Source organism: Nocardia acidivorans NBRC 108247 (assembly GCF_001625085.1).
GTDB classification, from domain to species: domain Bacteria; phylum Actinomycetota; class Actinomycetes; order Mycobacteriales; family Mycobacteriaceae; genus Nocardia; species Nocardia acidivorans.
Genome location: NZ_BDAW01000067.1, coordinates 26,650 through 52,200 on the forward strand (window position 1 = coordinate 26,650; position 25,551 = coordinate 52,200).

Annotated in this window: 22 protein-coding genes; 11 read left to right on the top strand and 11 right to left on the bottom strand. The window is 67.9% G+C overall.

The window, feature by feature from the left end; translation table 11 throughout:
* Window positions 1-20: 20 nt before the first annotated feature.
* The 4 genes from NA10_RS28455 to NA10_RS28470 all read right to left on the bottom strand — a co-directional run bounded on the left by NA10_RS28455 (window position 21) and on the right by NA10_RS28470 (window position 4,637).
* Window positions 21-1,265 carry a DUF1501 domain-containing protein gene (locus tag NA10_RS28455; protein WP_169812660.1) on the bottom strand — a complete coding sequence of 415 codons (1,245 nt, stop codon included), beginning with the start codon at window positions 1,263-1,265 and terminating at the stop codon, window positions 21-23.
* Between the two features lie 34 nt (window positions 1,266-1,299).
* The gene (locus NA10_RS28460) at window positions 1,300-2,517 is read right to left on the bottom strand and encodes a DUF1800 family protein (RefSeq protein ID WP_067573399.1); all 1,218 of its coding nucleotides are present in this window, start codon (window positions 2,515-2,517) and stop codon (window positions 1,300-1,302) included.
* A gap of 285 nt (window positions 2,518-2,802) precedes the next feature.
* Entirely contained in the window at window positions 2,803-3,486 is a 684-nt protein-coding gene (bioD, locus tag NA10_RS28465) for a dethiobiotin synthase (RefSeq protein WP_067573401.1), read from the bottom strand.
* On the bottom strand, window positions 3,483-4,637 hold the full coding sequence (locus tag NA10_RS28470; protein ID WP_067573403.1) for an 8-amino-7-oxononanoate synthase: 1,155 nt from the start codon (window positions 4,635-4,637) through the stop codon (window positions 3,483-3,485). Before NA10_RS28470 ends, bioD begins: the two co-directional genes overlap by 4 nt.
* A gap of 75 nt (window positions 4,638-4,712) precedes the next feature.
* Between NA10_RS28470 and NA10_RS28475 the strand changes: the two genes are divergently transcribed.
* The gene (locus NA10_RS28475; RefSeq protein ID WP_157556789.1) at window positions 4,713-5,024 is read left to right on the top strand and encodes a hypothetical protein; all 312 of its coding nucleotides are present in this window, start codon (window positions 4,713-4,715) and stop codon (window positions 5,022-5,024) included.
* A gap of 3 nt (window positions 5,025-5,027) precedes the next feature.
* Here NA10_RS28475 and NA10_RS28480 read toward each other — a convergent pair whose 3' ends face one another.
* Window positions 5,028-6,296: an adenosylmethionine--8-amino-7-oxononanoate transaminase gene (locus NA10_RS28480; RefSeq protein WP_067573407.1), complete on the bottom strand. Its 1,269-nt coding sequence runs from the start codon at window positions 6,294-6,296 to the stop codon at window positions 5,028-5,030.
* A gap of 110 nt (window positions 6,297-6,406) precedes the next feature.
* Here NA10_RS28480 and NA10_RS28485 point away from each other — a divergent pair, with 110 nt between their 5' ends.
* The 3 genes from NA10_RS28485 to treY are packed head-to-tail and all read left to right on the top strand — an operon-like array spanning window position 6,407 to window position 11,919.
* Window positions 6,407-7,372 carry a bifunctional helix-turn-helix transcriptional regulator/GNAT family N-acetyltransferase gene (locus tag NA10_RS28485; protein ID WP_067573410.1) on the top strand — a complete coding sequence of 322 codons (966 nt, stop codon included), beginning with the start codon at window positions 6,407-6,409 and terminating at the stop codon, window positions 7,370-7,372.
* A 9-nt stretch (window positions 7,373-7,381) separates the two neighbouring features.
* Complete coding sequence (gene glgX / locus NA10_RS28490; protein ID WP_067573411.1) at window positions 7,382-9,499, top strand: glycogen debranching protein GlgX; 2,118 nt, start codon at window positions 7,382-7,384, stop codon at window positions 9,497-9,499.
* An 11-nt stretch (window positions 9,500-9,510) separates the two neighbouring features.
* Window positions 9,511-11,919 carry a malto-oligosyltrehalose synthase gene (gene treY / locus NA10_RS28495; RefSeq protein WP_067573448.1) on the top strand — a complete coding sequence of 803 codons (2,409 nt, stop codon included), beginning with the start codon at window positions 9,511-9,513 and terminating at the stop codon, window positions 11,917-11,919.
* 12 nt (window positions 11,920-11,931) lie between these two features.
* Here the strand turns inward: treY and NA10_RS28500 are convergent, their stop codons facing one another.
* From NA10_RS28500 to NA10_RS28515, 4 genes are all read right to left on the bottom strand, one after another.
* Entirely contained in the window at window positions 11,932-12,171 is a 240-nt protein-coding gene (locus NA10_RS28500) for a hypothetical protein (RefSeq protein ID WP_067573413.1), read from the bottom strand.
* Between the two features lie 126 nt (window positions 12,172-12,297).
* Window positions 12,298-13,296 (bottom strand): sigma-70 family RNA polymerase sigma factor, encoded by a 999-nt coding sequence (locus NA10_RS28505; RefSeq protein ID WP_067573415.1) that lies wholly within the window; start codon window positions 13,294-13,296, stop codon window positions 12,298-12,300.
* Between the two features lie 102 nt (window positions 13,297-13,398).
* Window positions 13,399-14,406, bottom strand: a complete 1,008-nt coding sequence (locus NA10_RS28510) for a zinc-binding dehydrogenase (protein WP_218021603.1) — start codon at window positions 14,404-14,406, stop codon at window positions 13,399-13,401.
* Window positions 14,407-14,483: 77 nt separating this feature from the next.
* Window positions 14,484-15,674, bottom strand: a complete 1,191-nt coding sequence (locus tag NA10_RS28515; protein ID WP_067573417.1) for a T6SS phospholipase effector Tle1-like catalytic domain-containing protein — start codon at window positions 15,672-15,674, stop codon at window positions 14,484-14,486.
* Between the two features lie 132 nt (window positions 15,675-15,806).
* Between NA10_RS28515 and NA10_RS28520 the strand changes: the two genes are divergently transcribed.
* A complete protein-coding gene (locus NA10_RS28520) occupies window positions 15,807-16,484 on the top strand; it encodes a response regulator transcription factor (protein WP_245677958.1) in 678 nt (225 codons plus the stop codon).
* An 84-nt stretch (window positions 16,485-16,568) separates the two neighbouring features.
* On the opposite strand, the gene ilvA is transcribed toward NA10_RS28520, so the two are convergent.
* Together ilvA and NA10_RS28530 are read right to left on the bottom strand one after the other, a co-directional pair.
* Window positions 16,569-17,933: a threonine ammonia-lyase IlvA gene (gene ilvA, locus NA10_RS28525; protein WP_067573419.1), complete on the bottom strand. Its 1,365-nt coding sequence runs from the start codon at window positions 17,931-17,933 to the stop codon at window positions 16,569-16,571.
* A 75-nt stretch (window positions 17,934-18,008) separates the two neighbouring features.
* Entirely contained in the window at window positions 18,009-18,446 is a 438-nt protein-coding gene (locus NA10_RS28530; RefSeq protein WP_067573421.1) for a nitroreductase family deazaflavin-dependent oxidoreductase, read from the bottom strand.
* Between the two features lie 87 nt (window positions 18,447-18,533).
* Between NA10_RS28530 and NA10_RS28535 the strand changes: the two genes are divergently transcribed.
* The 6 genes from NA10_RS28535 to NA10_RS28560 all read left to right on the top strand — a co-directional run.
* A complete protein-coding gene (locus NA10_RS28535) occupies window positions 18,534-18,773 on the top strand; it encodes a hypothetical protein (protein WP_067573423.1) in 240 nt (79 codons plus the stop codon).
* Window positions 18,774-18,837: 64 nt separating this feature from the next.
* Entirely contained in the window at window positions 18,838-19,464 is a 627-nt protein-coding gene (locus tag NA10_RS28540; RefSeq protein ID WP_245677959.1) for an MspA family porin, read from the top strand.
* Window positions 19,465-19,498: 34 nt separating this feature from the next.
* Entirely contained in the window at window positions 19,499-21,433 is a 1,935-nt protein-coding gene (locus tag NA10_RS28545) for a hypothetical protein (protein WP_157556790.1), read from the top strand.
* 5 nt (window positions 21,434-21,438) lie between these two features.
* Window positions 21,439-22,947 (top strand): hypothetical protein, encoded by a 1,509-nt coding sequence (locus NA10_RS28550; RefSeq protein WP_157556791.1) that lies wholly within the window; start codon window positions 21,439-21,441, stop codon window positions 22,945-22,947.
* Entirely contained in the window at window positions 22,944-24,416 is a 1,473-nt protein-coding gene (locus tag NA10_RS28555) for a glycosyltransferase (RefSeq protein WP_067573430.1), read from the top strand. Before NA10_RS28550 ends, NA10_RS28555 begins: the two co-directional genes overlap by 4 nt.
* The coding region (locus tag NA10_RS28560) for a glycosyltransferase family 39 protein (RefSeq protein WP_067573432.1) at window positions 24,413-25,551 on the top strand (1,139 nt) is incomplete at its 3' end. The genes NA10_RS28555 and NA10_RS28560, both read left to right, overlap by 4 nt.

The following is a 25,551-nucleotide window of genomic DNA, read 5'->3' on the forward strand; positions in this document are numbered from 1 at the left end:
CGCGGCCGGCCGAGAAACGCTCATGCCGCGATCACGCCGGGGATAGCGCGCGGGTTGCCGGTCAGGACGTCGGAGGCGGGGATGTTGAACCACGATTCGGCGACGGTCGCGTAGAACTCGGTCATATGGACGGTGGGCCGCAGATTGTCATCGGCGTCGAGGTGGCGCAGGGAGGGAAGTGCGCCGAAGACGCCCGGATTGGTGGGGCCCAGCAGGAGCGCGGTACCGGCCGCGCCGTGGTCCAGACCGGTGGAGCCGTTGTCGGGGACTCGGCGACCGAATTCGCTGTACGCGGCGATGAGGACGCGGTCGGCGATACCTCGGGCGGACAGATCGCGTCGTAGTGCGGCCAGGGCGGCATCGAGGTCGGCCATGAGGCGCGCGTAGCGGGTGGGATGTGCTGTGTGCGTATCGAAATCCGCGCCGACGGGGACGTGGACTATCCGCAGACCGTGCTGGTCATCGGCGAGAAGTCGTGCGGCCAAACGCAATTGGATACCGAGATCGGTGCTCGGATAGCCGTCGGCGGCGGGAGGAAGTGTGGCGGCCACGTCCGAGAAGCGCAGGGCCGCCGCGTTCGCGGCGCGGGCGGTGGCCAGCAGCGGGGAATCGGCGCGGTCCGGATGGGCCATGGCGCGCTGGGCGGCGAGCCAGGCGGCGCGCAGGTTCTCATCCTCGAAAACCGGGAAGAGGCCGTCGTTTCCGGCGTCGACCGACAGGGTGGTGACGTGTTCGCACGCCAGGGCCTGGGTCGAACCGACGCCGAGGGAGACCCCGACCGCCGGAACGCTCGGATCGCCGAGATGGTCGCACAGGCGGCCGAGGAATCCGGTCGAGGGACGGACGGTGCCGCTCGGATCGCCGGTCTGCCAACGGTGCAGCATTTCGAAGTGCGAGAGGTCGGGATCGGCTACGCCCACGCCCGGGATCACCGAGACGCCCGCCTCGGCGAGTTTCAGCAGATCCGGATGCAGGCCGACCGCGGCATCGATCGGATGCACCGTATCGGGGCGCAGGGCGGTCGACGGCCGCAGATCGTAGTAGCGGGAGTCGGTGTAGGGCACGGCCATGGACAATCCGTCACTGCCACCGGCCATTTCGATCACCAGCAGGCGCCGCAAATCGGGGGCGGCGGCACGCACCGCCGGGGGTGGCTCCCAGATGTCCGGTGGTTGCCAGGAGAGCGTTCGGACGGCGGCGATACCCGCGGTGGTCGCGGCGACGCCCAGACCTACGCCCGCGCGCAATGCGGTGCGTCGAGTCATAGGGAACATGAGTTTCCTTGTTGTTCAGGGCCGTTCAGGCGAGCGCGAATTCGGGCGAGGTGAGGGTGAGTGCCAGCAGTGCGGTCGCGACCTGCTCCGGATCGCGCCGGAGCTCGAACGCCAGATCACGTGCGGCCACGGCGGTTTCGGGTGTCGCGTCGTAGATTCCGGCGCGAGCGAACACGGCCGCCACGGGGTCGGAGGCTCCGGCCAAATCGGGAATGACGGGGGCGTCCACGGCCAATACGGCCCGGGCGACCGCGACGCCGGGACCGAGCAGGCCCGGGCCGAGCGGCCAGCCCGCCACATTCGGTGGGAAGAACGGGGATTGGCCGAGTGCGGTCATATGCTCGAAAGCCGCTGCCGGATCGTCGATTCCGCAGACCGCGAAGGCGGCGGTCACCCATTCGACGGGAGAGCGCGGGCGGGTGCGGACGGCGGTGCGAAATCGATCTCCCCGGACGATCGCCTCCACCAGAGGCCGAATCTCCAAGCGCGCCCGCGTGAACACCTCCGCCAGCTCGGTCAGCCGCGGTTCCTCCGGCCACTCCCCCACCAGAAACGCGTGCAGCTTACCCGCGATGTGCCGCGCGGTCTCGGGTCGATCGCAGAGCACGTCCACGGCATCGCGCACGGTGGTGACGGGTCGGGAAAGCAGCTGCACCGCACGCTGATTCCCGGACTCCCGGTCGAACACGGCCTTCCCGTCGTCAACGCTCCAGCCGGACAGCGCCACCGCCGCGGCTCGCACATCCGCCTGCGAGTAATTCCCCCGCCCGACGGTGAACAACTCCATGAGCTCGCGCCCGTGATTCTCATTCGGCGCGGAGGCGACCGATCCGGCGCCATCGAGCCACTGGAGCATGGCCCCGTCCACGGTGATCGCCTGCGCCAGCTCACGAAAGTTCCCGAGTGCGTGCGTGCGCAGCAGTAAATGCTGCTGCCACATGAGATCCCAGGTCTCGACCTTGTCGTGACTGGACGTGAAATGCGAGTGCCAGAACCAGACCAGCTTCTCGTGCACCCCGGCCGCCGGATCGGCCATGAGCCGCAACCACCGCACCGCGGGTCCATCCGCCCCCGCCTCGGCCTCCTCGTCGAACACCGGAGTGCCGGGCGTCAGCGGCTGCGCACCCAGCACGAGGTCCAGCACACCCGAAACCCCCTGCGCGGCCAGCGCTTCGGTCCGGCCGGGAAAGGGGCCGAAGGTAGTGCGCCGCAGCACATGCGCCACGGCTGCCAGGTCATCCATGCGCTCAACCTGACAGATCGCGTATTAGGAAATCGTGAGCCCGCCGTGTGCGCGCCGAGGGTATGGATCCCGGCCGGAAGAACGCCGGGATGACGAAGCGACGCAGTTCCGCCGTGCTCGACCGAAGCAGTGCGGTTCGGTCGCGGTCGACCGGGGCGGCGCAACTCCGCCGCGTCCGGCGGAGACCATGCAGTTCCGCCGCGTTCGATGGGGACGATGCTCCGCACCCCGCATTCACGGGGCAATGCTCCACGCCCCGCCCTCACGAGGCCGTGCTGCTCGAGGTCAGGGGTGGAGGTAGCGGGTGGTCCAGGTGGGGTCGAACCAGGTGGGGGCGGTGGTGGTGAAGCGGGGGGCGGGCCAGGAGCCCGCGCCTGCGGGGAGGGCGCCGACTATGTCCACGCCGGTGACGGCGGGGAGGTCGGTGCGGTTGCATTCGGAGGCGAGGTCGGGGGTCTCGGGCCAGGAGCCGATGACCAGGCCCGCACACCGGATGCCGGCGGATTGCAGTGCGCGCGTGGTGAGTTCGCTGTGGTTGAGGGTGCCCAGGCCCGCGGCGGCCACCAGGAGGACGGGGGCGTTGAGTTTCTGGGCCAGGTCCAGGAGGGTGAACTCGCCGATGCGGACGAGGAGGCCGCCCGCGCCCTCCACCAGGGTGAGGTCGGCGTCGGCGCAGGATTCGATGCCCGCCACGGTTTCGGCGAGGGTGAGCAGTGGCTGGCCGCAGCGCCGGGCGGCGGTGTCGGGGGCGAGGGGCTCGGGGTAGCGGGCCAGCTCGAGGGTGCGGGTGACGCCGGACAGGCGGGTGATTTCGGCGAGGTCGCCGGGTTCGCCGGGGGCCACACCTGTTTGGGCCGGTTTACACACCGCGACGGTGGCACCGGCCGCGCGGGCGGTGGCCGCCAGGGCCGCGGTCACGATGGTCTTGCCGACATCGGTGGAGGTGCCGGTGATGAACAGCAGGCTCATGACGCCACCACCGTCCGGCCACGGGCCTCGGCCAATACCTCGGTGAGAATGGTGGCGATGGTGGCGATGTCGTGGTCGGTGAGGTTGGCCCGGGCGGTCAGGCGCAGGCGGGAGGTGCCTTCGGGGACCGAGGGCGGGCGGAAGCAGCCGACGCTGAGGCCGCGCGCCAGGCAGGCCTGGGCGGCGTCGTAGGCGACCTGGGCTTCGCCGAGGACGACCGAGACCACGGCCGAATCCGGTTCGGGGACACCGGCGATGCGGGCCAGGTCGGCGGCGCGGGCCAGGACGCGGGCGGCCATGTCCGGATCGCGGCGCAGGACGCGCAGGGCGGCGCGGGCCGCGCCGACAGCGGCAGGGGCCAGGCCGGTGTCGAAGATGAAGGTGCGGGCGGAGTCGATGAGGTGGGCGCGGACACGGGCGCTGGCCAGGACCGCGCCGCCTTGAGCCGCAAGGGCTTTGGAGAGGGTCGCGGTGATCACCAGATCGGGCTCACCCGCGAGGCCGACCTCGTGGACCAGGCCGCGGCCGCCGTCGCCGCGCACACCCAGGCCGTGCGCCTCGTCGACGATGAGCACCGCGCCATTGGCCCGGGTCACCCGGTGCAGTTCGGCCAGCGGTGCGAGATCGCCGTCCGCGCTGAACACCGAGTCGGTGAGCACCAGCGCCCGCTCCTCGGTGCGCTCGGCCAGCAATCGATCCACCGCGGCCGGATCCCGGTGTGCGGCAACCACTACGCGAGCCCGGGACAAACGGCAGGCATCCACCAGGGAGGCATGGCTGCCCGCGTCCGAGACCACCAGGGAGCCGCGTCCGGCCAGTGCGGTGACCGCGCCGAGGTTTGCCGCGTACCCGGAGGCGAAGACCAATCCGGCTTCGGCGCCGACGAATTCGGCGAGTTCGGCTTCCAGCAGTTCGTGCGCGGCGGTGGTTCCGGTGACCAGTCGCGATCCGGTGGAGCCCGCGCCCCATTTGCAGACCGCGTCGACCGCGCCGTCGATCACCTCCGGATGCCGGACCAGGCCGAGGTAGTCGTTCGAGGCCAGGTCGATGATCGCGGTCTCCGGTGCGCGGGGGCGTAGTTCTCGGCGCAGCCCGGCGTCCACGCGCTCGGCGGCGCGTACGTCCAACCAACTCAAGGGATCGGCACTCACAGCTCCGCAGCATACTTGAACACCGTTCAGGATGCATCCGCCGGGCTATGCTGGAAGTCATAAGGAGGCTGCGCGATGCCACGATGGGCAATAGTGGTCGAGCAGACGACCGGCTTCGGAGACAGCAAAACCTGGTCGCCGAAGGTTCTCACCGAAGTGGTCGGCACCCGCGAACAAGCCCTCGCCAAGGTGCCCGATCTCGTCCAGAAATTCATTCCCGATCATCCGAAGTTGATCAGCCGCCGCACCATCCTCCGCGACGGCGACACCTTCATGCTGATCGCACGCGGCTGGTCCGACGACTACCACTGCGTCTTCCGCGTCTGGGAAGTGCTGTCGGACAGCGAGAATCCCGATCGAGCCCGGGAGAAACGCGCCAGCCGCTGAGCGTCACACCGCCGCGGCGGCGAGCACCGCGGCGGTGATGCGCTGGACATCCCGTGCCGAACTGATGAAGGGCGGCATGGTGTAAATGAGGTTGCGGAACGGCCGCAACCACACGCCGGACTCGACTGCGGCGTGGGTGGCCTTGCGCATATCCACCTCATGATCGAGTTCGACGACGCCGATCGCGCCGTGCACGCGCACATCCGCGACACCGGAAAGATCTTGTGCGCCGGCCAGACCCGCGCGCAGCCCGGCCTCGATCGCGCGCACTTCGCCCTGCCAGTCCCGCGACAGCAGCAGTTCGATCGAGGCCACCGCCACCGCACAGGCGAGCGGATTACCCATGAAGGTCGGCCCGTGCATGAGCCCGCCGTGCGATCGACTGATGGTCTCGGCGATCTCCGTGGTGCACAGCGCCGCGGCGAGTGTCATATACCCGCCGGTGAGCGCCTTGCCCACGCACATCACATCCGGGCGCACCCCGGCGGCGTCGGCGGCGAAAAGCGTTCCGGTGCGGCCGAATCCGGTGGCGATCTCATCGAACACCAGTAGTACGTCATGCTCGTCGCAGAGTCGGCGCAGTTCGGCGAGATAGCGCGGATCGTGGAAGCGCATCCCGCCCGCGCCCTGCACCACGGGTTCCACGATCACCGCCGCCAATTCGCCCGCGTGCGTGGCGATCAGCCGCTCCAGTTCCGAAACGTACTCCGGCACATAGTCACTCGGTGGTACGGGCGCGAAGATCTGCTGGGCTAGCACATCGGTCCAGAGCGCGTGCATACCACCGTCGGGATCGCAGACGCTCATGGGCGTGAAGGTGTCGCCGTGGTATCCCCCGCGCCAGGTGAGCAGGCGGCTCCTCTCGGGTCGGCCGAGCGCGCGCTGATATTGCAGGCACATCTTCACCGCGACCTCGACCGAGACCGATCCGGAGTCGCAGAGGAAGACCTTGTCCAAGCCCTCGGGGGTGAGCTCGACGAGCAATTGGGTGAGCCTGGCCGCGGGCTCGTGGGTGAGTCCGCCGAACATCACGTGACTCATGCGCCGGGACTGCGCGAGCAGCGCCGCGTCGAGCACCGGGTGCCGATAGCCGTGCACGGCCGCCCACCACGAACTCATTCCGTCCACCAGTTCGCGGCCGTCGGCGAGGGTGAGCCGGGTGCCCGAGGCCGAGGAGACGATCAGCGGTGCGGTGGTCGCAGGGAAGCCGCCGTACGGATGCCACACGTGTGCGGCGTCGACGGCGGTGATCTCGTCAGGTGTCAGTGCCACGGGAGATTCCTTCGCGGGCGGCGGCTTGAACGCCGTTCAAGTTACCAGAATCGGTGCGCGACAAACCCGGAAGGCATATTCTTTGACCGCGTCAAAGGATTGGAGGAATCATGACGACAGCCGAACGCGACGTGCACACCTCCCACATCGCCGCCGTCCGCGCCTTCAACCGCCGGTACACCCGCGTCATCGGGGTGCTCCAGGGCGGACTGCTCGGCACCGAACACTCCCTCACCGAGGCGCGAATCCTGTTCGAACTCGCCAACTTCGGCGCCGCCGAGGTGGTGGACCTGCGCCGCGAACTCGATCTGGACGCGGGGTACCTGAGCCGCATACTGACCCGATTCGAAGACAAGGGCCTGGTCGCGCGCCGCCGCTCGGAGACCGACGGCCGCCGCCAGGTGGTCGAGCTGACCGATCGGGGCCGCACCGCCTTCGCCGAGGTCGACGCGCTCACCCAGCATCAGATCGGCGAACTCCTGCGATCGCACTCCCCCGACACCCGCACCCGATTGGTCGGGGCCATGCACACCATCGAGCGGATTCTGGACCCGCACTCCGAGCCCGACCCCGCGGCCGTGCTGGTGCGCGAACCCCGGCCCGGTGAGCACGGCTGGGTGATCGCCCGCAATGCCGAGCTCTACGCCCGCGAATTCGGCTGGAACGGCGACTACGAATCCCTCGTCGCCCGCATTGTCGCCGACTTCCTCAATTCCCATGACCCGCAACGGGAACGGGCCTGGATCGCCGAGTACGACGGTGCGCCGGTCGGCTGCGTCTACTGCATGCGCGAGAACGACGACACCGCCCGGCTGCGCCTGCTCCTGGTCGAACCCTCGGCCCGCGGCCTCGGCGTCGGCAGTGCCCTGGTCGAGGAATGCCTGCGCTTCGCCACCGCCGCCGGATACCGCGAGATGGTGCTCTGGACCAATGACGTCCTGACCTCCGCGCGGCACATCTACCAGCGCGCCGGATTCGAACTGGTGGAATCGAATCCGCACCACAGCTTCGGCGTGGATCTGGTCGGCCAGACCTGGCGGAGGGCACTTGATTTCCGAGCCGATCCGGACCGATAGGGTCTGGGCATGGCTCCCGCGACGACCGATACGGCACCACCGGGTGTCTGGCCGGGAACCGCCTACCCGCTGGGCGCCACCTATGACGGGGCGGGCACCAATTTCTCGGTGTTCTCCGAGGTCGCCAAGCGGGTCGATCTCTGTCTGCTGGGCGCGGACGATCGCGAGACGCGCATCGCCCTGGACGAGGTGGACGGATACGTCTGGCACGCCTATCTGCCCGGCATCGGCCCGGGACAGCGCTACGGCTTCCGGGTGCACGGACCGTTCGATCCGGCGCGCGGGCTGCGCTGCGATCCCAGCAAACTGCTCCTGGACCCGTACGGCAAGGCGTTCGAGGGCGATTTCGGAGCCGATGCCGCGCCCTACAACTACGGACAGAACACCCTCGGGCACACCATGACCGGAGTGGTCATCAACCCGTTCTTCGACTGGGCCGACGATCGCGCGCCCAAACGCCCGTACCACGAGACGGTCATCTACGAGACCCACGTCAAGGGGATGACCATCACCCACCCGGAGATCCCGCCGGAGTTGCGCGGCACCTACGCGGGCATGGCGCATCCGGCGATCGTGGCGCATCTGCGGAGCCTGGGCATCACCGCCGTCGAACTCATGCCCGTGCACCAGTTCCTGCACGACCGCATCCTGCTCGATCGCGGACTGCGCAACTACTGGGGCTACAACAGTTTCGGCTACTTCGCCCCGCACCTGGAATACGCCGCGAGCAAAACACCCGGTGCGGCCGTCACCGAATTCAAGGCCATGGTGCGCGCGCTGCACGCCGCGGGCATCGAGGTGATCCTGGATGTGGTCTACAACCACACCGCCGAGGGCAATGAATTCGGGCCGACACTCTCCTTCCGGGGCATCGACAATGCCGCGTATTACCGTCTGGTGGACGATGATCCGCAGCACTACATGGATTACACCGGCACCGGCAACAGCCTCAATGTCCGGCATCCGCACACCCTGCAACTGATTATGGATTCGCTCCGGTACTGGGTGCTCGATATGCACGTCGACGGTTTCCGGTTCGACCTCGCCGCCACCCTGGCCCGCGAATTGCATGATGTGGACCGGCTTTCCACCTTCTTCGACCTGGTGCACCAGGATCCGGTGGTGAGCCAGGTCAAGCTCATCGCCGAACCCTGGGATGTCGGCGAGGGCGGCTATCAGGTCGGCAATTTCCCGGTCGCCTGGACCGAGTGGAACGGGAAATACCGTGACACCGTGCGGGATTACTGGCGCGGGCAACCGGCCACGCTGGGCGAGTTCGCCTCTCGGCTCACCGGCTCCTCGGATCTGTACGAGGCCACCGGCCGCCGCCCCAGCGCCAGTATCAATTTCGTCACCGCGCACGACGGTTTCACCCTCGCGGATCTGGTGTCCTACAACGACAAACACAATGACGCCAACGGCGAGGGCAATCGTGACGGCGAGCATTACAACCGCTCCTGGAACTGCGGCGTCGAAGGCCCCACCGACGATCCCGAGATCCTGGCCGTGCGCGCCCGGCAGAGTCGCAATCTGCTTGCCACCCTGCTGCTTTCACAGGGCACCCCGATGCTGCTGCACGGCGACGAACTCGGCCGCACCCAGGGCGGCAACAACAATGCCTACTGTCAGGACGCACCGCTGTCGTGGATGGACTGGTCCCTCATGCACACCAATACCGAGCTGCTCGAATTCACCCGCCGCGCGGTCGCCGTGCGCACCGCGCATCCGGTGTTCCGGCGGCGGCGTTTCTTCGACGGACGGCCCGCCACCACCCATGACCATCCCGTTGACATCGCCTGGTTCACCCCCGCCGGAACCGAAATGACCGATGCCGATTGGGAAACCGGCTTCGGCCGCTCACTCACCGTATTCCTGAACGGCGACGGGATACGCGAACCGGGCCCGCGCGGGGAACGCATCGGCGACGACTCGTTCCTGCTCTGTTTCAATGCCCATGACGCCGACCTCGACTTCACCCTCCCGCCCGCCGAACACGGCGCGGCCTGGTCGGTGGAGCTGGACTGCTCCACACCCACCGGTGCGGCAGCGCACGACCAGCAGTTTCCCGCCTCGTCCACCATGACAGTGCCCGCACGCTGTCTCCTCGTCCTGCGCCGTACGGCATGATTCAGAAGGCCATGACCAGCACGCCCGAACATCACACCGGCCCCATCGCGCGGCAGACGCCCGTGCGCAGCACCTATCGACTCCAGCTGCGCCCCGACGCACTGACCTTCGCCGATGCCCGAGGCATTGCCGAATACCTGCAGCAACTGGGGATTTCGCACCTGTATCTGTCCCCCGTCCTGACCGCCGGGCGCGGTTCCACACACGGCTACGACATCACCGATCCGACCACCGTCTCCTCGGCGCTGGGCGGCCCGACCGGACTCAAAGCGCTCTCGGACGAGGTGCGCGGCCGCGGTATGGGTTTGATCGTGGACCTGGTGCCCAACCATGTCGGCGTCGCCGATCCCCGGCAGAACCCGTGGTGGTGGGATGTGCTCACGCACGGGAAGGATTCGAAGTACGCGCACTACTTCGATATCGACTGGAGCCCGTCCAATGGCGCGGGCGGGCGGCTGGCGCTGCCGGTGCTCGCCAATGAGAACGATCCGGCGGCGCTGTCGGTGGATCGCGCCGGACTCGAACCCATGCTGGCGCTGCGTGATATGCGCTTCCCGATCGCGCCCGGCACCGATGGTGAGAACGCGCTGCGGATTCACGACAAGCAGCACTATCGGCTGGTGAATTGGAAGTCCGGGCTCTGCGGCTATCGGCGGTACTTCACCGTCGGCGGGCTGGCGGCGCTGCGGCAAGAGGATCCGGTGGTCTTCGAGGCCACCCATCGCGAACTCGCGGCCTGGTGTGAGCACGATCTGATCGACGGGGTGCGCGTCGACCATCCGGACGGACTGGCCGATCCCACCGAATACCTCAGGCGTCTGCGCAAACTCATCGGACCGCACCGGCTGCTGCTGGTCGAGAAGGTGCTCGCGCACGGCGAACCCTTGGACTCCGGCCTGCCCATCGACGGCACCACCGGTTACGACGCGCTCGCCGATATCGGTGGCGTACTCATCGATCCCGATGGCGAGAAGATCCTCACCGATCTGTCCCGGCAGTTCACCGGGCACGGCAGCGACCGCGTCTGGTTCGAGGAGCATGAGCATCGGATCAAGCGGGCGGTAGCCGAGACCATGCTGGTGCCCGAGGTGCGGCGACTGGTCGCGGCGATCAAACGCGATGCGCGCGCGGACGCCTTCGACACCATGGCGCTGACCAACGCCACCATCGAGGTGCTCTCGCATATGCCGGTGGCGCGCGCGGATTACGCGCCGCTGGCCGGGACCATCGGCCGGGTGGTGGCCGAGGTGGCCGGGCGCAACAGCGAACTCACCGCACCGCTACAGGTGTTGGTCACCGCGCTCGCGGTCCGCGGCGAGGCGGCCACCCGCTTCCATCAGGTCGGCGGGGCCGTCACCGCGAAAGCCGTGGAGGACACCATGTTCTACCGCGCGGCGCGACTGGTCTCACTTCAGGAGATGGGCTCTGATCCGACGCGCTTCGGCGGTTCGGTCGTCGAATTCCATCTCGCCAATGCCGAGCGGGCCGCACGCTGGCCCGCCACCATGACCACGCTGTCCACCCACGACACCAAACGCGGTGAGGACACCCGGGCGCGCATCGGCATGCTCTCGCAGGTACCCGATATCTGGGCGCGATCGGTGGCCGCGTGGCATGAGATGGCCCCCGGCCCCGACGGCGCGACCGCGCTGTTCCTGCTGCAGAACATGTATGGCGCGTGGCCCGCGGACGGCAGACCCGCCGGGATCGTGCCGGGCTTCCGCGAACGCGTACATCAGTTCGCGGAGAAGGCCATTCGCGAGGCGGGCACCCAAACCTCATGGGAGGAGCCGGATCTCGAATTCGAGAACTCGGTGCATCGCTGGATAGATGCGGTGATCGACGGTCCGGTCGGCGTCGAAATGGGGGAATTCGTCACCGATCTGGCGACGCACGCCTGGACCGACGCCCTGGCACAGAAGCTGCTTCAGCTGTGCGGGCCGGGAATTCCGGATATCTATCAGGGCTGCGAACTCTGGGAGGATTCGCTGGTAGACCCCGACAATCGCAGACCCGTCGATTTCACCCACCGGTCACTGCTCTTGCAATCGCTCACCGGGACACCGGATCTGGACCCCACCGGCGCGGTGAAAATGTGGATAGTCGCCTATGCGCTATGGCTACGGCGAGAACGCCCCGAATGCTTTGTCGGCGGGACGTACACGCCATTGTTCGCCTCCGGTGATCACGCCAAACACCTCGTGTCGTACGCCCGCGGGCGTAATGGCGAGACCCCGGAGGTGATCGTCGCCGTCACCCGGCACAGCATTCGGCTCGACGAAGCCGGTGGGTGGGGCGATACCGTTCTCGATCTGCCACAGGGACATTGGACCGATCGGCTGACCGGCCATACTTTCTCCGGGCGATCGCGATTGGAGAAGCTGTTCGCCCGGTTGCCCGTGGCCCTATTGGTGCGTTGAGGGAAATAGGTTTCAGAGGGTCGGGCACCACGCGCCGGCACCCGGCGGGGGCGCGGGAATAATCTTCTCGGGGGCCGGGACCACCTTTTCCGGCGCCACACCTGCGGGCAGGGACTTTCCGGGTCCGGCTCCGGGTACCGGCGCGGCGGGGCCGGTATCACCCGAGGCCCAGGCCGCGGACGGATTCAATGTGAATACGGTGGCGCAAACAAACGCACCGACAAGCAGGCCGATGGGCTTCTTTTCCGTCATGCGTTGTGACGATACCGGTGACACAACAGGATTCGCGGTATCTGAAGGTCGTTCGGCGGGTTACCGGCATGTTCGCACGCGATCGCCCGGGGCGAATACCGCTTCGGCGCGCCGAGAAACCGCGTTTCACGGTGCGTCGGGAAAGCCGAACAGCGCGACCAATCCGGGGTTGTGATGAAACGCGACCACTTGTGAAACACCGGTATTCGTCACCGTCAGCACCACAATTCCGTCCGGGCGCGGGACGCCGTCCGCATCCCGGCGATAGATCACCGCGGCGGGCTGGCCGTTGGCGGCGGTGGGGACCATCCGCCAATCCCCCGACACGCCCATCACGTGCGTGTCGAGCAGCCGCAGACACCGAACCCGCCCCGCCTGCCAGTCGCGGAACGGCGTGGCCTCGAGGGTGGCGTCCGTGCGCAGCACCTGTTCCAGCAGTCCGGCATCGGACCGCTCGAAGGCCGCGATGTATCCGTCGAGCAGTGCGCGCGCCCGCTCATCGGTCGGCTCGAGCGACTCCCCCGGCTCCGGCCGGAGTTCCGCGAGCCGGGCCCGGGCCCGTTGCAGCCCGCTCTTGACCGCCGCGCGGGTGGTGCCGAGTATTTCGGCGGTCTCCGCCGCCGAGAAGGCCAGCACCTCGCACAGAATCAGCATCGCGCGCTGCCGGGCCGGCAGGTGCTGCAGGCTCGCGATGAGCGCCAACCGCAGCGATTCGCGTGCGATCACGGTGGCCGCCGGATCGTCCACGGCCGGGGCGATCCAACTGTCCGGCAATGGTTCCAGCCACGAAACCTCGCCCGCTGCAAGAGAACTCGGCCTTCGACCGGAATCCTCGGCCGGTCCGCCCAATCCGGAGGGCAGCACCCGCATCCGCCGCGGCTGCACCGCGGTCAGGCACACATTGGTGGCTATCCGATACAGCCAGGACCGCACCGAGGCCCGGCCCTCGAATCCTGCGTAGGCCCGCCAGGCTCGCAGGTAGGTCTCCTGCACCAGATCCTCGGCGTCATGCGCCGAGCCGACCATCCGATAGCAGTGCGCCAGCAATTCCCGCCGATACGGCTCGGTATCGGCGGCGAACCCGTCCCGGTTCGGCTCCGCCGCGGTCGATCCCCTGCCTGCCATGCACTACTCCTCGTCCGGGCCGGTCCCGACGTGCGGGACTGTCACCCTTACGACTCGGGCACCGCCGCGCAGGAATCGAACCGCAGGTCGGAGCGCCGGGGCTCAGGGCAGCAGGGCCAGTTTGCCGATGGTAGTCCGGTTCTCCAGCTCCGCGAGCACCTTCGGCCCGTCCGCCAGATCATGGGTGCCGGGAGTGCCGGGGCGCACGACACCGGCGGTCAGCAGCGCGCCGAGTTCGGCCATGAGCGCGCCGAACAATCGCGGCGCGGCCTCGGCGAGCACGCCGATATTGACACCGAGGAGCTGAATCTGGTGCCTGTACACCAGATCCCAGTTGGTGAGCGCGGCCTCGCCGCCCGGTAGGCCGAAGACCACCACCCGGCCGGTGATCCGCTTGGCCGCGCGCAGGCTGGCGTCGAAGGTGTCACCACCGACGCATTCGAGTACCAGATCGGCCCCGCCGTCGGTGCAGGCCAATACCTCGGCGGCGAGCCGATCGGAACGGGAGTCCACGACGTGATCCGCGCCGAGCGCCCGCACGATCTCGTGTTTGGCGGGTGCGGCCGCGGCGATGACCGTCGCGCCGTAATGCTTGGCCAGGGTCACCGCGGCCTGCCCGGTCGCACCCGCGGCGGCGTGGATCAGCACGGTCTCCCCCGCGGCGATCCGGCCGAGGATCTTGACCGCGGCCAGGGCCGTGGGCCAGTTCACGGCGAGACCCAGCGCCTGTTCGGCCGTCCAACCGGGCGGCACCGGCAGGACGGCCCGCGCGGGCAGCACCATGTACTCGGCGAAGGCCCCATAGCCGACGCCGGTGACGCATGTGCCCGGCCGCGGATCGCCGACCCCGTCGCCGATCGCCACCACCTCACCGGCCCCCTCGAATCCGGCCAGGTACGGCGGTCGGGGACCGTTCCCGAATGCGCCGTGGGCCTGGGAGACATCGGCGAAATTGACCCCGGCGGCGGCGACGCGGATGAGCACCTCACCCGGCCCCGGGCTCGGCACCGGTGCGTCGGTGATCGAACGCATATCCTGCGGGCCGCGCAGCGAGGTCTGTCGCAGGGCGCGCATGGTGGTCGGAAGAGTCACGGCGGTCAGCTCTCTCATCGCGGGCGACCTCTCGGACGGGTCGCGCCATCGACGGGTAGACCCGGCGCACCGTGCGAAGGAATCGCGACCGATGCTCACACCGCCTGCTTCATCGCCTCCGGGATCGGTTCGGGTTCGGGCTCCGGGGTGTCGAGCGGACCCAGTTCGGTGGGTTCGATCAGGGCGGAAGGGATTGGGCCGACCAGACTTTCATGCCAGCGCCTGAGATTGTCGGGGTGGTAGTCGCGCGCGTGCCGGGCCGAGGAGGCCAGATAGCTGGCCTGGTCGGTGGGGGTGAGAATGCGCCGCCAGGAATCCCAATAGAAGCGCGGACTGCGCGGATTGCGGAGCAGGCGGATGAAATTGAGCACCCGGAATGCCGGGCCCAGCGAATTGTGCAGCAGCAGATGCTTTTTCGGCGGATGCGGGCAGTGTTCGCGCAGGGTGGTGAGGCGGGTGTGATCGAAGCGAAGGCCCTCGGCCTCGGCCTCGCGAATCATCCAGTGCAGCGTGATGTCCGAGAGCGCGCATTCGGGGTAACCGCCGCCGATATCGCTGTGCACGCCCTCGAACCAGACCTGTTTCACCCGATCGGTGCGGCGGTATTTGTGACCGATCTCGACCGGGACCTCCCACAGACAGGGTTCGAAGGCGCGGCGGCGTTCGTTCAGCGCCAGCGCCTGCCGCGCACAGTGGACGGTATTGGACAGCCGCACATCGTGGAAGCGGTGCCGCCAGGCGGTGATACCGGGAATGCCCATGGCGCCCACGGTGTCGAAGACGCCCAGGAAGTTGATCACCACCGGATCGGGATAGCAGTTTGCCCTGCGGAATTCCGCCCATTCGGGGGGATCCGGATCATCCGGGTGCGCCTTGCGGGTGTGGTAGATCTTCAGCGCGTCCGGATATTTACCGTCGATCATGGCCCGGTAGGTAAGGATGCCGAGGCGATGGATCATCCCGGCCAGGCTGCGTGCGGTGTACGCGCCGCGGCTGAAGCCGAAGATGAATATCTCGTCGCCGGGCTCCCAATTGAGCGCCAATTGCCAGTAGGCGGCCGAGAGATTGGCCTCCAACCCGAGCCCGAACGCGCCGCCGAGCAGCCGGTCGGTGGTGAATCCGCGGGCGCCGGGACCCGAGATGTAATACACGCGCTGACCGACGGTATCGCCGTGCGGATCGGCACCGGCATGGCAGACGGTCTGGGCGATTTTGACGATGTTCGAGACCGTCGTGGACGATTCGGCCTTCCAGGTGCCGTCGCAGCACACCACAAGTCTTTTCATGAACAGATCCTCCCGCCGCGAGCATCGGGTCTCCTGCGTAGTGGACTACTCGGATTCATCGCGGGAACCGGGTGTTCGCGTTATCCCGGACCGCTCATAATTCGTTCATGATCGAGATGGCACCGTGGGCGCATGCCCGACGATCGGATGACGACCCGCAGCCTCTGGATTCTGGTGTGCGAGGACGATGACGATCTGGGCGATCGGGTGGCCGCCGGATTGCGCGAGGCCGGTTTCCTGGTCGATCTGACCCGAAATCTGGCCGAGGCCCGGCGGAGCTGCGGGGAACGCCGCTACGACTGCCTGATCGTCGATCGCGGGCTGCCCGACGGGGACGGGCTGGAGTTGGTTAGGCGGCAACGGGATTCGAAGCAGCGCACCCCGGCGCTGGTCATCACCGCGCGGGACAGCCCACTCGATCGCACCGAGGGCTATGCCAGCGGCGCGGACGACTATCTGGCCAAACCGTTCTCGCTGAGTGAACTGGCCGCCCGGGTGCGAGCCCTGTGCGGCCGCCGCCCCCGCTCGCCCGCACCGGTGCTGACCGTCGGTGATCTGGTGGTGGATCGACTGCGCCGGCGCGTACAGCGCAATGGCGTCCTGCTCATTATGACCTCGCCCGAATTCTGCGCGCTGGAACTGCTCGCGGCGCGCGCCGGGACCATGGTCAGCCGCACCGAGATCGCCGAATACTGCGGTGCGACACCGTCATCGGCGAATGTGGAGGATGTCATCCACCGGCTCGACCGCAAACTCGGTGAGCCGCAACTCATTCACCCGGCCGGACGGGGATATCTGCTGCACCTGTGACCCCCCGAACGCGCGATCCCAGTGGGGTGGATCGCGAACGACCGTCCCGGGCAGGGTCTTCCCTCCTGCCCGGGATCGCGTCGATCAGGTCAGATAGCGGTACGCGGGCGAACCGGGATCGAGACGTTCGCCGCGAATCGGGGATTCGTCCATCCGCTTCTGCAGCGGCTCCAAACCCTCCGGCGATCCGAGTTCGATACCGACCAGCGCCGCCCCGGTCTCCCGATTGTTGCGCTTGACGTATTCGAACAGCGTGATGTCGTCATCGGGTCCGAGCACCTCGTCCAGGAAGCGCCGCAGCGCGCCCGGCTCCTGCGGGAAGTCCACCAGGAAATAGTGTTTGAGCCCCTGATGCACCAGCGACCGCTCGATGACCTCACCGTACCGCGAGACATCGTTGTTGCCGCCGGACAGCAGGCACACCACCGTCGCGCCCGGCGCGATCTCGATATCGCGCAGCGCCGCGGTGGCCAGCGCGCCCGCGGGCTCGGCGACGATGCCCTCGTTCTGATAGAGCTCGAGCATGGCGGTGCAGATGGCGCCCTCGTCGACGGTCATCATGCGGAAAGCGCCTGCGCCGCCACCGGATTCGGTCGCGGTCAGTAGAGGCAGCGAGGCGTGCGAGCGCACCCCGCCGCCGAGCCGGGAGACCGCGGTATAGGGCACCGCGCCGATCCGGCGCACGGCCGCGCCGTCCACGAAGGGATCGATCTCCGGGAGGGTGACCGGACCCCCGGCCACCAGCGCCGCGGTCATGGAGGCCGCGCCCGCGGGCTCGACGCCCAGAATCATGGTGTGCGGCGACCGTTCCCGCAGATAGGTGCTGATTCCGGCCAGGCAGCCACCGCCGCCCACCGGCACCACCACCAGATCCGGGGCCCGGTCGAGCTGTTCCAGGAATTCCGCGGCGATGGTGCCCTGACCCGCGGCGGTGCGCGGATCGTCGAAGGGCGGCACCATGGTCGCGCCGGTGCGCGCCACATCGTCGGCGGCGGCCGCGGCGGCCGCGTCATAGGTGTCGCCGAGGGCGATCAACTGCACGAATTCGCCGCCGTGCACGCGAATGCGATCACGCTTCTGCTTGGGAGTGGTTCTCGGGACGTAGATGCGGCCGTGGATCCCCATCGCCTTGCACGCGAAAGCCACACCCTGGGCATGGTTTCCGGCGCTGGCCGTGACCACGCCGGCGGCGCGTTCGGCGGCATTGAGCTGGATGATGAGGTTGTAGGCCCCGCGCAGCTTGTAGGAGCGCACGGCGGTGAGGTCCTCGCGCTTGAGGTAGACCTCGGCACCCGTCGCCGCCGACAACCGCGCGATTCGCTGCAGCGGCGTCGGCTCGAGAATGACGGAAATTCGCTTGGCGGCAGCATCGATTTCGTCCGCGCTCAGCTCGGGCACGTGACTGGATACTTTCTCTGCGACTACAAGCGGATCGGACACCCGGCACATGTTACTGAGCCGGTCCGGGCAGCAATACGCCGACCGGGCGAACCCGGTCGGCGTAAGGGACGGAAGCGACGGACGTCAGTCGCGTTCGGTCAGCACGAAGACCGGAATCTCGCGATCGGTCTTCTTGGTGTAGTTCTCGTAATCCGGCCACGCCTGCACTGCGCGCTTCCACCAGATGGCCTTCTCGTCGCCGGTGACCTCGCGAGCGGTGTAATCCTTCACCACCGCGCCGTCCCGCAATTCGACATGCGGATCGGCCTTGATATTCCAGTACCAGACGGGATTCTTGGGTGCGCCGCCGAGTGAGGCGACGACCGCGTACTCACCCTCGTGCTCGACCCGCATGAGCGGGGTCTTGCGCAGCTTGCCGGACTTCGCGCCGCGCGTGGTGAGCAGAATGATGGGCTTGCCCTGAATGGTGTTGCCCTTCTCGCCGTTCGAGCCCTCGTACAGCTCGGCCTGCTCACGGGCCCAGGCGGTGGGGCTGGGTTCGTATTCTCCGGTAAGTGGCATGACCCAGCTAACACTCCGGGATCCTGTTATGTTCCCGACAGAAAAGTTAGCTTGCCCGAACTTTCGGTCGGCGGGTAGCCTGATGCAATGACAGTGGTTCACCCGACGCAGATGCGCCGCCGTCGCGCGCGCCTCGCTACCGTGACTATCGCGGGTACGGCCTGGCCGGTCTTCAAGCTGGAGGCCCTCGCGGTCGCCGTACTCCTGGCCCTGACACTGCTACTGATCACCGGTTCCGCGCAGCTCGCCGTGCTGGCGGGCGCGACCGCGGCGGCACTGCGCTGGATTATCGCGATCGCCCGGCCCGGGATGATCGAACGGAGCTGAATCGCGACCAGTCGGTTCGTGTCATACCGGCTAGTCATGCGGTTTCTCTATTACCGTAGGCGGTATGCGGTCGAAACCGGTCGGGATGTTCCTTATCACCAGCGGAATCATGCTGTGCGCCGCGCCGCCGAGTCAGGCCGATGTCGTCGATCTGGCCTCGCACGAGCGCACCTTCGCCTCGCCCATCGGAAGTTTCACCGTCGGCAACCGCACCGAATCGGTCAATCGCATCGCCCCGCTGAATCAGGTCGGCACCTCGCGTGAGGCGCTGGTCAGCACCGTGGCCTACGGTCGGGTCGACGGTGTGGCCGGTGGTCAGCTCAAGACCGGCTATCACGTCGGCTGCGCGGTGAATCTGCTGAACGGAAACGTCGGCGCGATCCCACAGGCCTACGCACCCACCGTCAATATTCCGGTGATCCCGGATCCCGGCCTCGGGGTGGCGGTGATCGGACCCAATGTGCAGGTGCCGTTGAGCGTCAATCTGAGTCCGGGTGAGGTCAAGGATGTGCCGGTCGCGGAGAAGGATCTGATGCCGGGCAAGGAGGTCCAGATCGTGATCCGGGACTTCCATATCGCGGTCAATCAGTGCACGGGACCGGTGGCCATTCGCCAGTACACCTATCTCTACGCCAAATCTGCCGAAGTAGACGACAGTGGCGCGGTTTTCGGCGACCCGACCTGGCTGTAAGGGCGGCGCGCGACCCTTCACAGGAGACCAATTCATGAGTTTGCGTGCGGCGACAGCTGTATTCGCTCTGCTCACAGCGGCTTTCACCATGACGGCGGTGCCCGTGATGGCGGTGGCCGAACCGGTGGATCATCCGATCGCCCTGCCGGGTCTGGGTCTGGGCAGGACCCTGGAGTTCCCGGGGCGCGAGCACGAGGTGACGCTCACGCTGCCGATCCTGCCCGGGCTCGCACCGACCGCGCTCGTGGGCGCGATGCGGTTGCCGCCGAATGTGGCGCGGGCGACCCTGGACGCGCGCTCGGGCGACCGTTTCCTGGATCGGGTCACGCTGCCGACGGATCCCCGTGCGCCGGTGCGCATTTCACTGCTCGGGGCGGCGGTGGAGAACAACGCCGTCACCGTCACGCTGACCTCGTCGCTGGTGCCCGAACCCGGAATCTGCGTCGATGACTGGATGGGCAGGCCCGCGACGCTGGCCGACGCCTCGGTCGTCTACTTCGGCGAGGAGGCGCAACCGGCCACGGTAGCCGAATTCCTGCCGCCCGCGTTGCAGCGCCTGACCATCTACATGCCCGGCGATCCCACCGAGGCCGAGAGCGCGGGCGTGCTGTCGCTCAGCACCGCGGTGACCGCCCGGTACACCCGCCAGCCGGTCGCGCTGGATATTCGCCGAATCGAGTCGGGCACAACACTTCCCGACCATCCCCCGGCCTTCCTGGAGCGGCAGATCGTGGTGCGCACGGGCACCGAAGCCGGATTGCGGCTCTCCGGCGGTCCTACCCCGGTGCTGACCGTCTCCGGTGACGAGAAGTCGCTGCCCACCCAGATCCGTTTGCTCACCAGCGATTTGGCCAAGGCGGCAATGGCCTCGGCCGCCACCGCGGTGGGACTGCCCGCCGCACCGCAGCTGGCCCCGGACACCACCACGCTCCAGGAGCTCGGCCAGGGCAAGCTCAGCGCGACCGCCATCGGGTATGTGCGGGTGGACTTCGCCATCGATCAGACCCGGCTCGGGCGGCCGTCGAAGAATGTGCGAATTCATGTGCACGGCAACCACACTCCGCTGCCGCAGACCTTGAACGGGCAGCTCGCGGTGACCGTCGGCGAGCGGCAGATCGCGGCCTGGCCGGTCGAGCCGACCGGTACATTCGATCAGTGGGTCACCATTCCCGATGAGCTGCTGGGGCGCTTCACCACGGTATCGGTGACCCTGCAGCAGGCGGGTCTCACGCACGGCTGCGGACTGGAGCAGCCGGTCACCCTCACCATCGACCCGGACGGCGAGGTGCGCGGGGAACTCGCGAAACCGCCGGTGCCGCCGGGCCTGGGCGCGGTGCCGCAGGCGCTGCTGCCGCGGGTGCAGGTCGGCCTGGAGACCCCCGGATTCGCCGATACCGTCAGGGCCGCACAGATTCTCATCGCCGTACAGCGTCTGACCGCGGTGCCGCTGCGACCTGAACTGGTCTCGATCGAGGAGGTCGAGCGCAGCGGACTGCCCGCCATTCTGGTGGTCCCGCACGGTCAGAGTCCGGAGGTTCCCACCCTGCCGTTGAGCCGCAATGGCGAGACGCTGGTCGTCTACGGCGACGACGCCTATCTGCGGTCGCGGATCGATCTGACGCCGCCCCTCGAGTTCGGTTCCCTCCAGGCCGTGTGGAGTGGGCGGCGCACCGTGCTCGTCGCGACCTCGACCAATGCGCCCGACCATCTCGATCGCGTGCTGAATTGGCTGGTGGCCGATCCCGATCGGTCGTTCCAGCTGACAGGTCCGGTGCTATTGCAGGCCGGTGACCGGGAACCGGAGTTCTTCGATCCGCTCGCCGGGACCGCCGAGGCGGACGCGGCGGCGGCCATGGACGATTCCGGCATTCCGGTGGCGCACACGCTCGCCCTCGCGGGCGGGATACTGCTGGCGGCGGGCGTACTCGCCGGGCTGGTCATCCTGCTGCGGCGTCGCCGCAGGCGCTGACGCCGATGACGGCCACCCTGGAGACTCCCCCGACGCCACGGCCCGCGCGCGGACATCGCGTGCCGTGGCCGACGGCCATGCGTTTCGCGATCGTGCTCGCCTGCACCACGGCGGCGTTCTGGAAGCTGTGGCTCGAACTGATCGAGGATGTGCGCCAGGGTTCGGATATCGGCTATGTCTTCGCGCTGCCGGTGCTGGCACTGTTCGCGGCCATCGGCATCGCCCTGCGGCATCGGGACGAATTACCCATCTACGACCGGCAATCCGACATTATCGTGGGCCTGCTCGGATTGGCCGGCACCGCCGCGCTCGAGGGTCTGCTGGTGCTGCGCTACCGGTACGAGTACGAGGTGCTGCATCTGGATCTGCTCGCCGCGCCGCTGTTTCTGATGAGTGTCAGCATTCTGATGTTCGGGTTGCGCCCGGTCTTCCGGTTCTGGCCCGCGTGGCTGCTGTTCCTGGCGGCGTTCCCGTGGGTCTTCCGCGGCATGGTGGTGCAGTTCGGCGGCACCAAGGTCGCGCAAGGCATTGCGGCGCTGGTGTTCGCGATCGCCGCGGCCGCCATCGCCTCGGGTCGTACCCGGCAGCGGGCGCTGGCCGCGGCCCTCGGGGCGGTGGTGCTCGGGGCGGTGGTGCTCACGGTCATGGCGGTCGGCTTCCCGCACGCGCCGCAACTGGCGTACGAGCTGATCCCGCCGATCACGACGGTATTCGTGGTGTGTGCGGTCATGTATCTGTACCACCGCGATTGGGCGCATGTGCGGCCGTTGAATAGGCCGATCCGTCCGCTCACCGCCGCGCAGTCGCGCGCCGCGGCGGTGACCGCGGTGGTGGCGGCGGCGCTGTTCGCGCTCATTCCGATGCCCGAGGACTACCGGCTGCCGAGCCTGGAAGTGCCCGGGCTGATCATCGCGCACGCGCCCGCCGTCCCACCGGGCTGGACCCTGCTGGGTGAGCGCGAATACCCGTGGGCCTCCAGGTATTACGGCCCGGACACCACCTGGGTGCGACAGCAATTGCGCGCCCAGCGCGGTAATCCGGAGTGGGACAAGGATTCCCGGCGCCGGCGCATCATGGTCGACGTGGTGCGCTCGGACAGCCCACACAATGTGGACAAGTATCCGGAGTTCACCATGTACAAGCTGGTGCAGCCGCGCGTGACACCGGGCAGGCGAGTCGATCTGGGGCACGGGGTGACCGCGCGGCTCAATACCGTGCTCGATGATCAGCGGCTGTTGAGCTGGAGTTATCTGAGCTGGAATTGGCAGGGGCAGGGCGGGGCCGAGCGGGTCAGCCTGATCGCCGCCGACAACCATCTGCCCGGGGCGGACTTCCCACAGCCGGAGCCGTGGGCGGGCAGCAATCTGAACAATCTGCTGCATCAGTTCCTGCGCGGCAATGCGGTCAATGTCGATCCGAACAATGCCATGGACGAGGTCGACATCGAAGTGAAGGACGGCGAGATGCTGATCTCCGTCGGCCGCGAGATCGTGCGATTGGGGGCGGGTGGATGACCGGCGAGCTGCCCGGTCTGGCCACCCCGGACGAGCGGGAGTTCGCGCTGCGCGCGGCGGTACAGGGCCTGCGGGACAATGATCCGATGGCCTCGGCCGCGGTGGCTTTCCTACCGTGGCAACGCAATACGGTGCTGGCGGCGCTGGCGATCGTGCTGGTGTGCGCGGTCTTCGCGCCCATGCGGACGCTGACCGTCCTGGTGGCGGTCTGCACGCTCGGGTACATCGCGGTGATCGCGGACCGGGTGCTGATCTTCACCCGGGGTATGGCGCGCGACGCCATTCTCACCGTCACCGATGAGCAGGCGCTCGCGCTCGCCGACGACGCCCTGCCGCCGTACACGATTCTGGTGCCCGCCTACGGCGAACCCGAGGTGGTCGGCGATCTCATCGCGGCGCTGAACGGACTGGACTATCCGCGCGATCGCATGCAGGCCCTGCTGCTGCTCGAGGCGGACGACGCGCCCACCATCGCGGCCGCCCGCGCCGCCGGAATCGGCGCCGCCGGAAGCGAACACATCACCATCGTGCTGGTGCCCGCCGCCGATCCGCGCACCAAACCCAAGGCGTGCAATTACGGATTGCACGCGGCCACCGGGGATATCGTCACCATCTACGATGCCGAGGACATTCCCGATCCGCTCCAATTGCGCAGGGTGGTGGCGGCTTTCGCGAGTCTGCCGCGCTCGGTGGTGTGCGTGCAGGCCAAACTCGCCTTCCACAATGCCCGGCAGAATCTGCTGACCGCCTGGTTCACCATGGATTACGGGCTGTGGTTCGGGTTCCTGCTGCCCGGGCTCATGCGCAGTAGTGCGCCGATTCCGCTGGGCGGCACCTCGAATCACTTCCGGCGCGGTGTCCTGATCGATATCGGGGCCTGGGATCCGTACAACGTGACCGAGGACGCCGATCTCGGGGTGCGGATCGCGGCGCGCGGATACTCCACGGCCGTCATCGATTCCACCACCCTGGAGGAGGCGAATCCGGATCCGATCAACTGGATTCGGCAGCGCTCGCGCTGGTACAAGGGCTATCTGCAGAGCTGGCTGGTGCACGCGCGGCGGCCGATTCAGCTGTGGCGCAAGATCGGCCCGGTCGCCTTCTTGCGCTTCACCCTTATTCTGGCCGGGACGCCGATCATCGCCTGCCTGAATCTGCTCTTCTGGTTCATCACGCTGACCTGGATCTTCGGACAGCCGTGGATTATCGAGAAGCTGTTCCCGGCGGCGGTGTACTTCCCGGCGCTCATCGCCCTGGTGCTCGGCAATGCCGCGACGGTGTACATGAATCTGGTGGCCTGCCGGGAGAACGATCGACCGGATCTGCTGCTGCCGTGTCTGCTGTCGCCCGCGTACTGGCTCCTGATGGCCATCGCCTCGACCAAGGGGTGCTGGCAGCTGATTCGTAATCCGTCCTACTGGGAGAAGACCTTTCACGGTCTGGGCGCCGCGAGGGAGACGGCCGAATGACCGGCGGGCGGATCTCCCGGATCATCTTCGCGGTCTCCGCGCTGATGTATCTGGGCACCGGACTGTTGCTCACCGCCGGGCGCGGCTATCTGATGGGCGATGCGCTGAGCCGGGTCTCGGCCACTCAATCGGCGCTGTTCAGCCGGGATCCGCACCTGTCCGCCATCGGCTTCGTCTTCACCCCGCTCACCTCGCTGGCGCAGCTGCCGTTCGTGGCGTTCGCGCCGTGGAGTTCGGCCATCACCCGCTGGGGCGTGTCCGGGGTGGTGATGACCGCGCTGTTCATGGCGGGCGCGGTGACCGTGGTGTGGGGTATCGGCGTGGATCGCGGTGCGCCGCGCTGGCTGTGCGCGGTGATCACGGTGGTGTTCGCGCTCAATCCGATGGTGGTGGTGTACGGCGGCAATGGCATGAGCGAGGCGCTGTTCCTGTTCTGCCTGTGCTGGGCGGTGCGGCGGCTGATGCGCTGGGTGCGCACCGACGGCGTACACGACCTGGTGGCGGCGGGCATCGCACTGGGCCTGGGCTATCTGACCCGATACGACGCGCTGGCTCCGGCCGCCGCGGCGGGGCTGCTGGTCTTCGCGCTGAGCTACCACCGCAGGCGCGTCGGCGATCATCGATTCGCCGGGGCGGCAATGGATCTGGTGCTGGTGAGCGCCCCGGTGGCGCTGTCCTTCGTGGTGTGGGCGGTCACCAGCTGGTTGATCACCGGACAGGCGTTCCAGCAGTTCACCTCGCAGTACGGCAATTCCGCGATTCTCGCGCAATCCGGTGCGACTGTGCCCGGGAATCCGGTGGCGGCGCTGGAGTATTCGCTCGCGGCCATGCTGATTCTGGCTCCGCTGCTGCCGCTGTTGATTCCGATCAGCGGCGCGCTGGCGGTGCGGCGCGGGGATGTTCCCGTGGTGGTGCCCGTGCTGCTGTTCGGATCGGTGCTGGCCTTCCAGATGCTCAGTTACGCAACGGGTTCCACCTTCGCCTTCCTGCGCTTCTATGTGGCGGTGATTCCGTTCGCGGCGATTCTGGCACTGCTCATCGCACCCGCGCACGGATTCCCGCCGACCAAACGGCTCGGCAAGTACGCCGAGACCGAAACGCCCGGCCGCCCGGCCCGGGTGCGCGCGGCCGCACC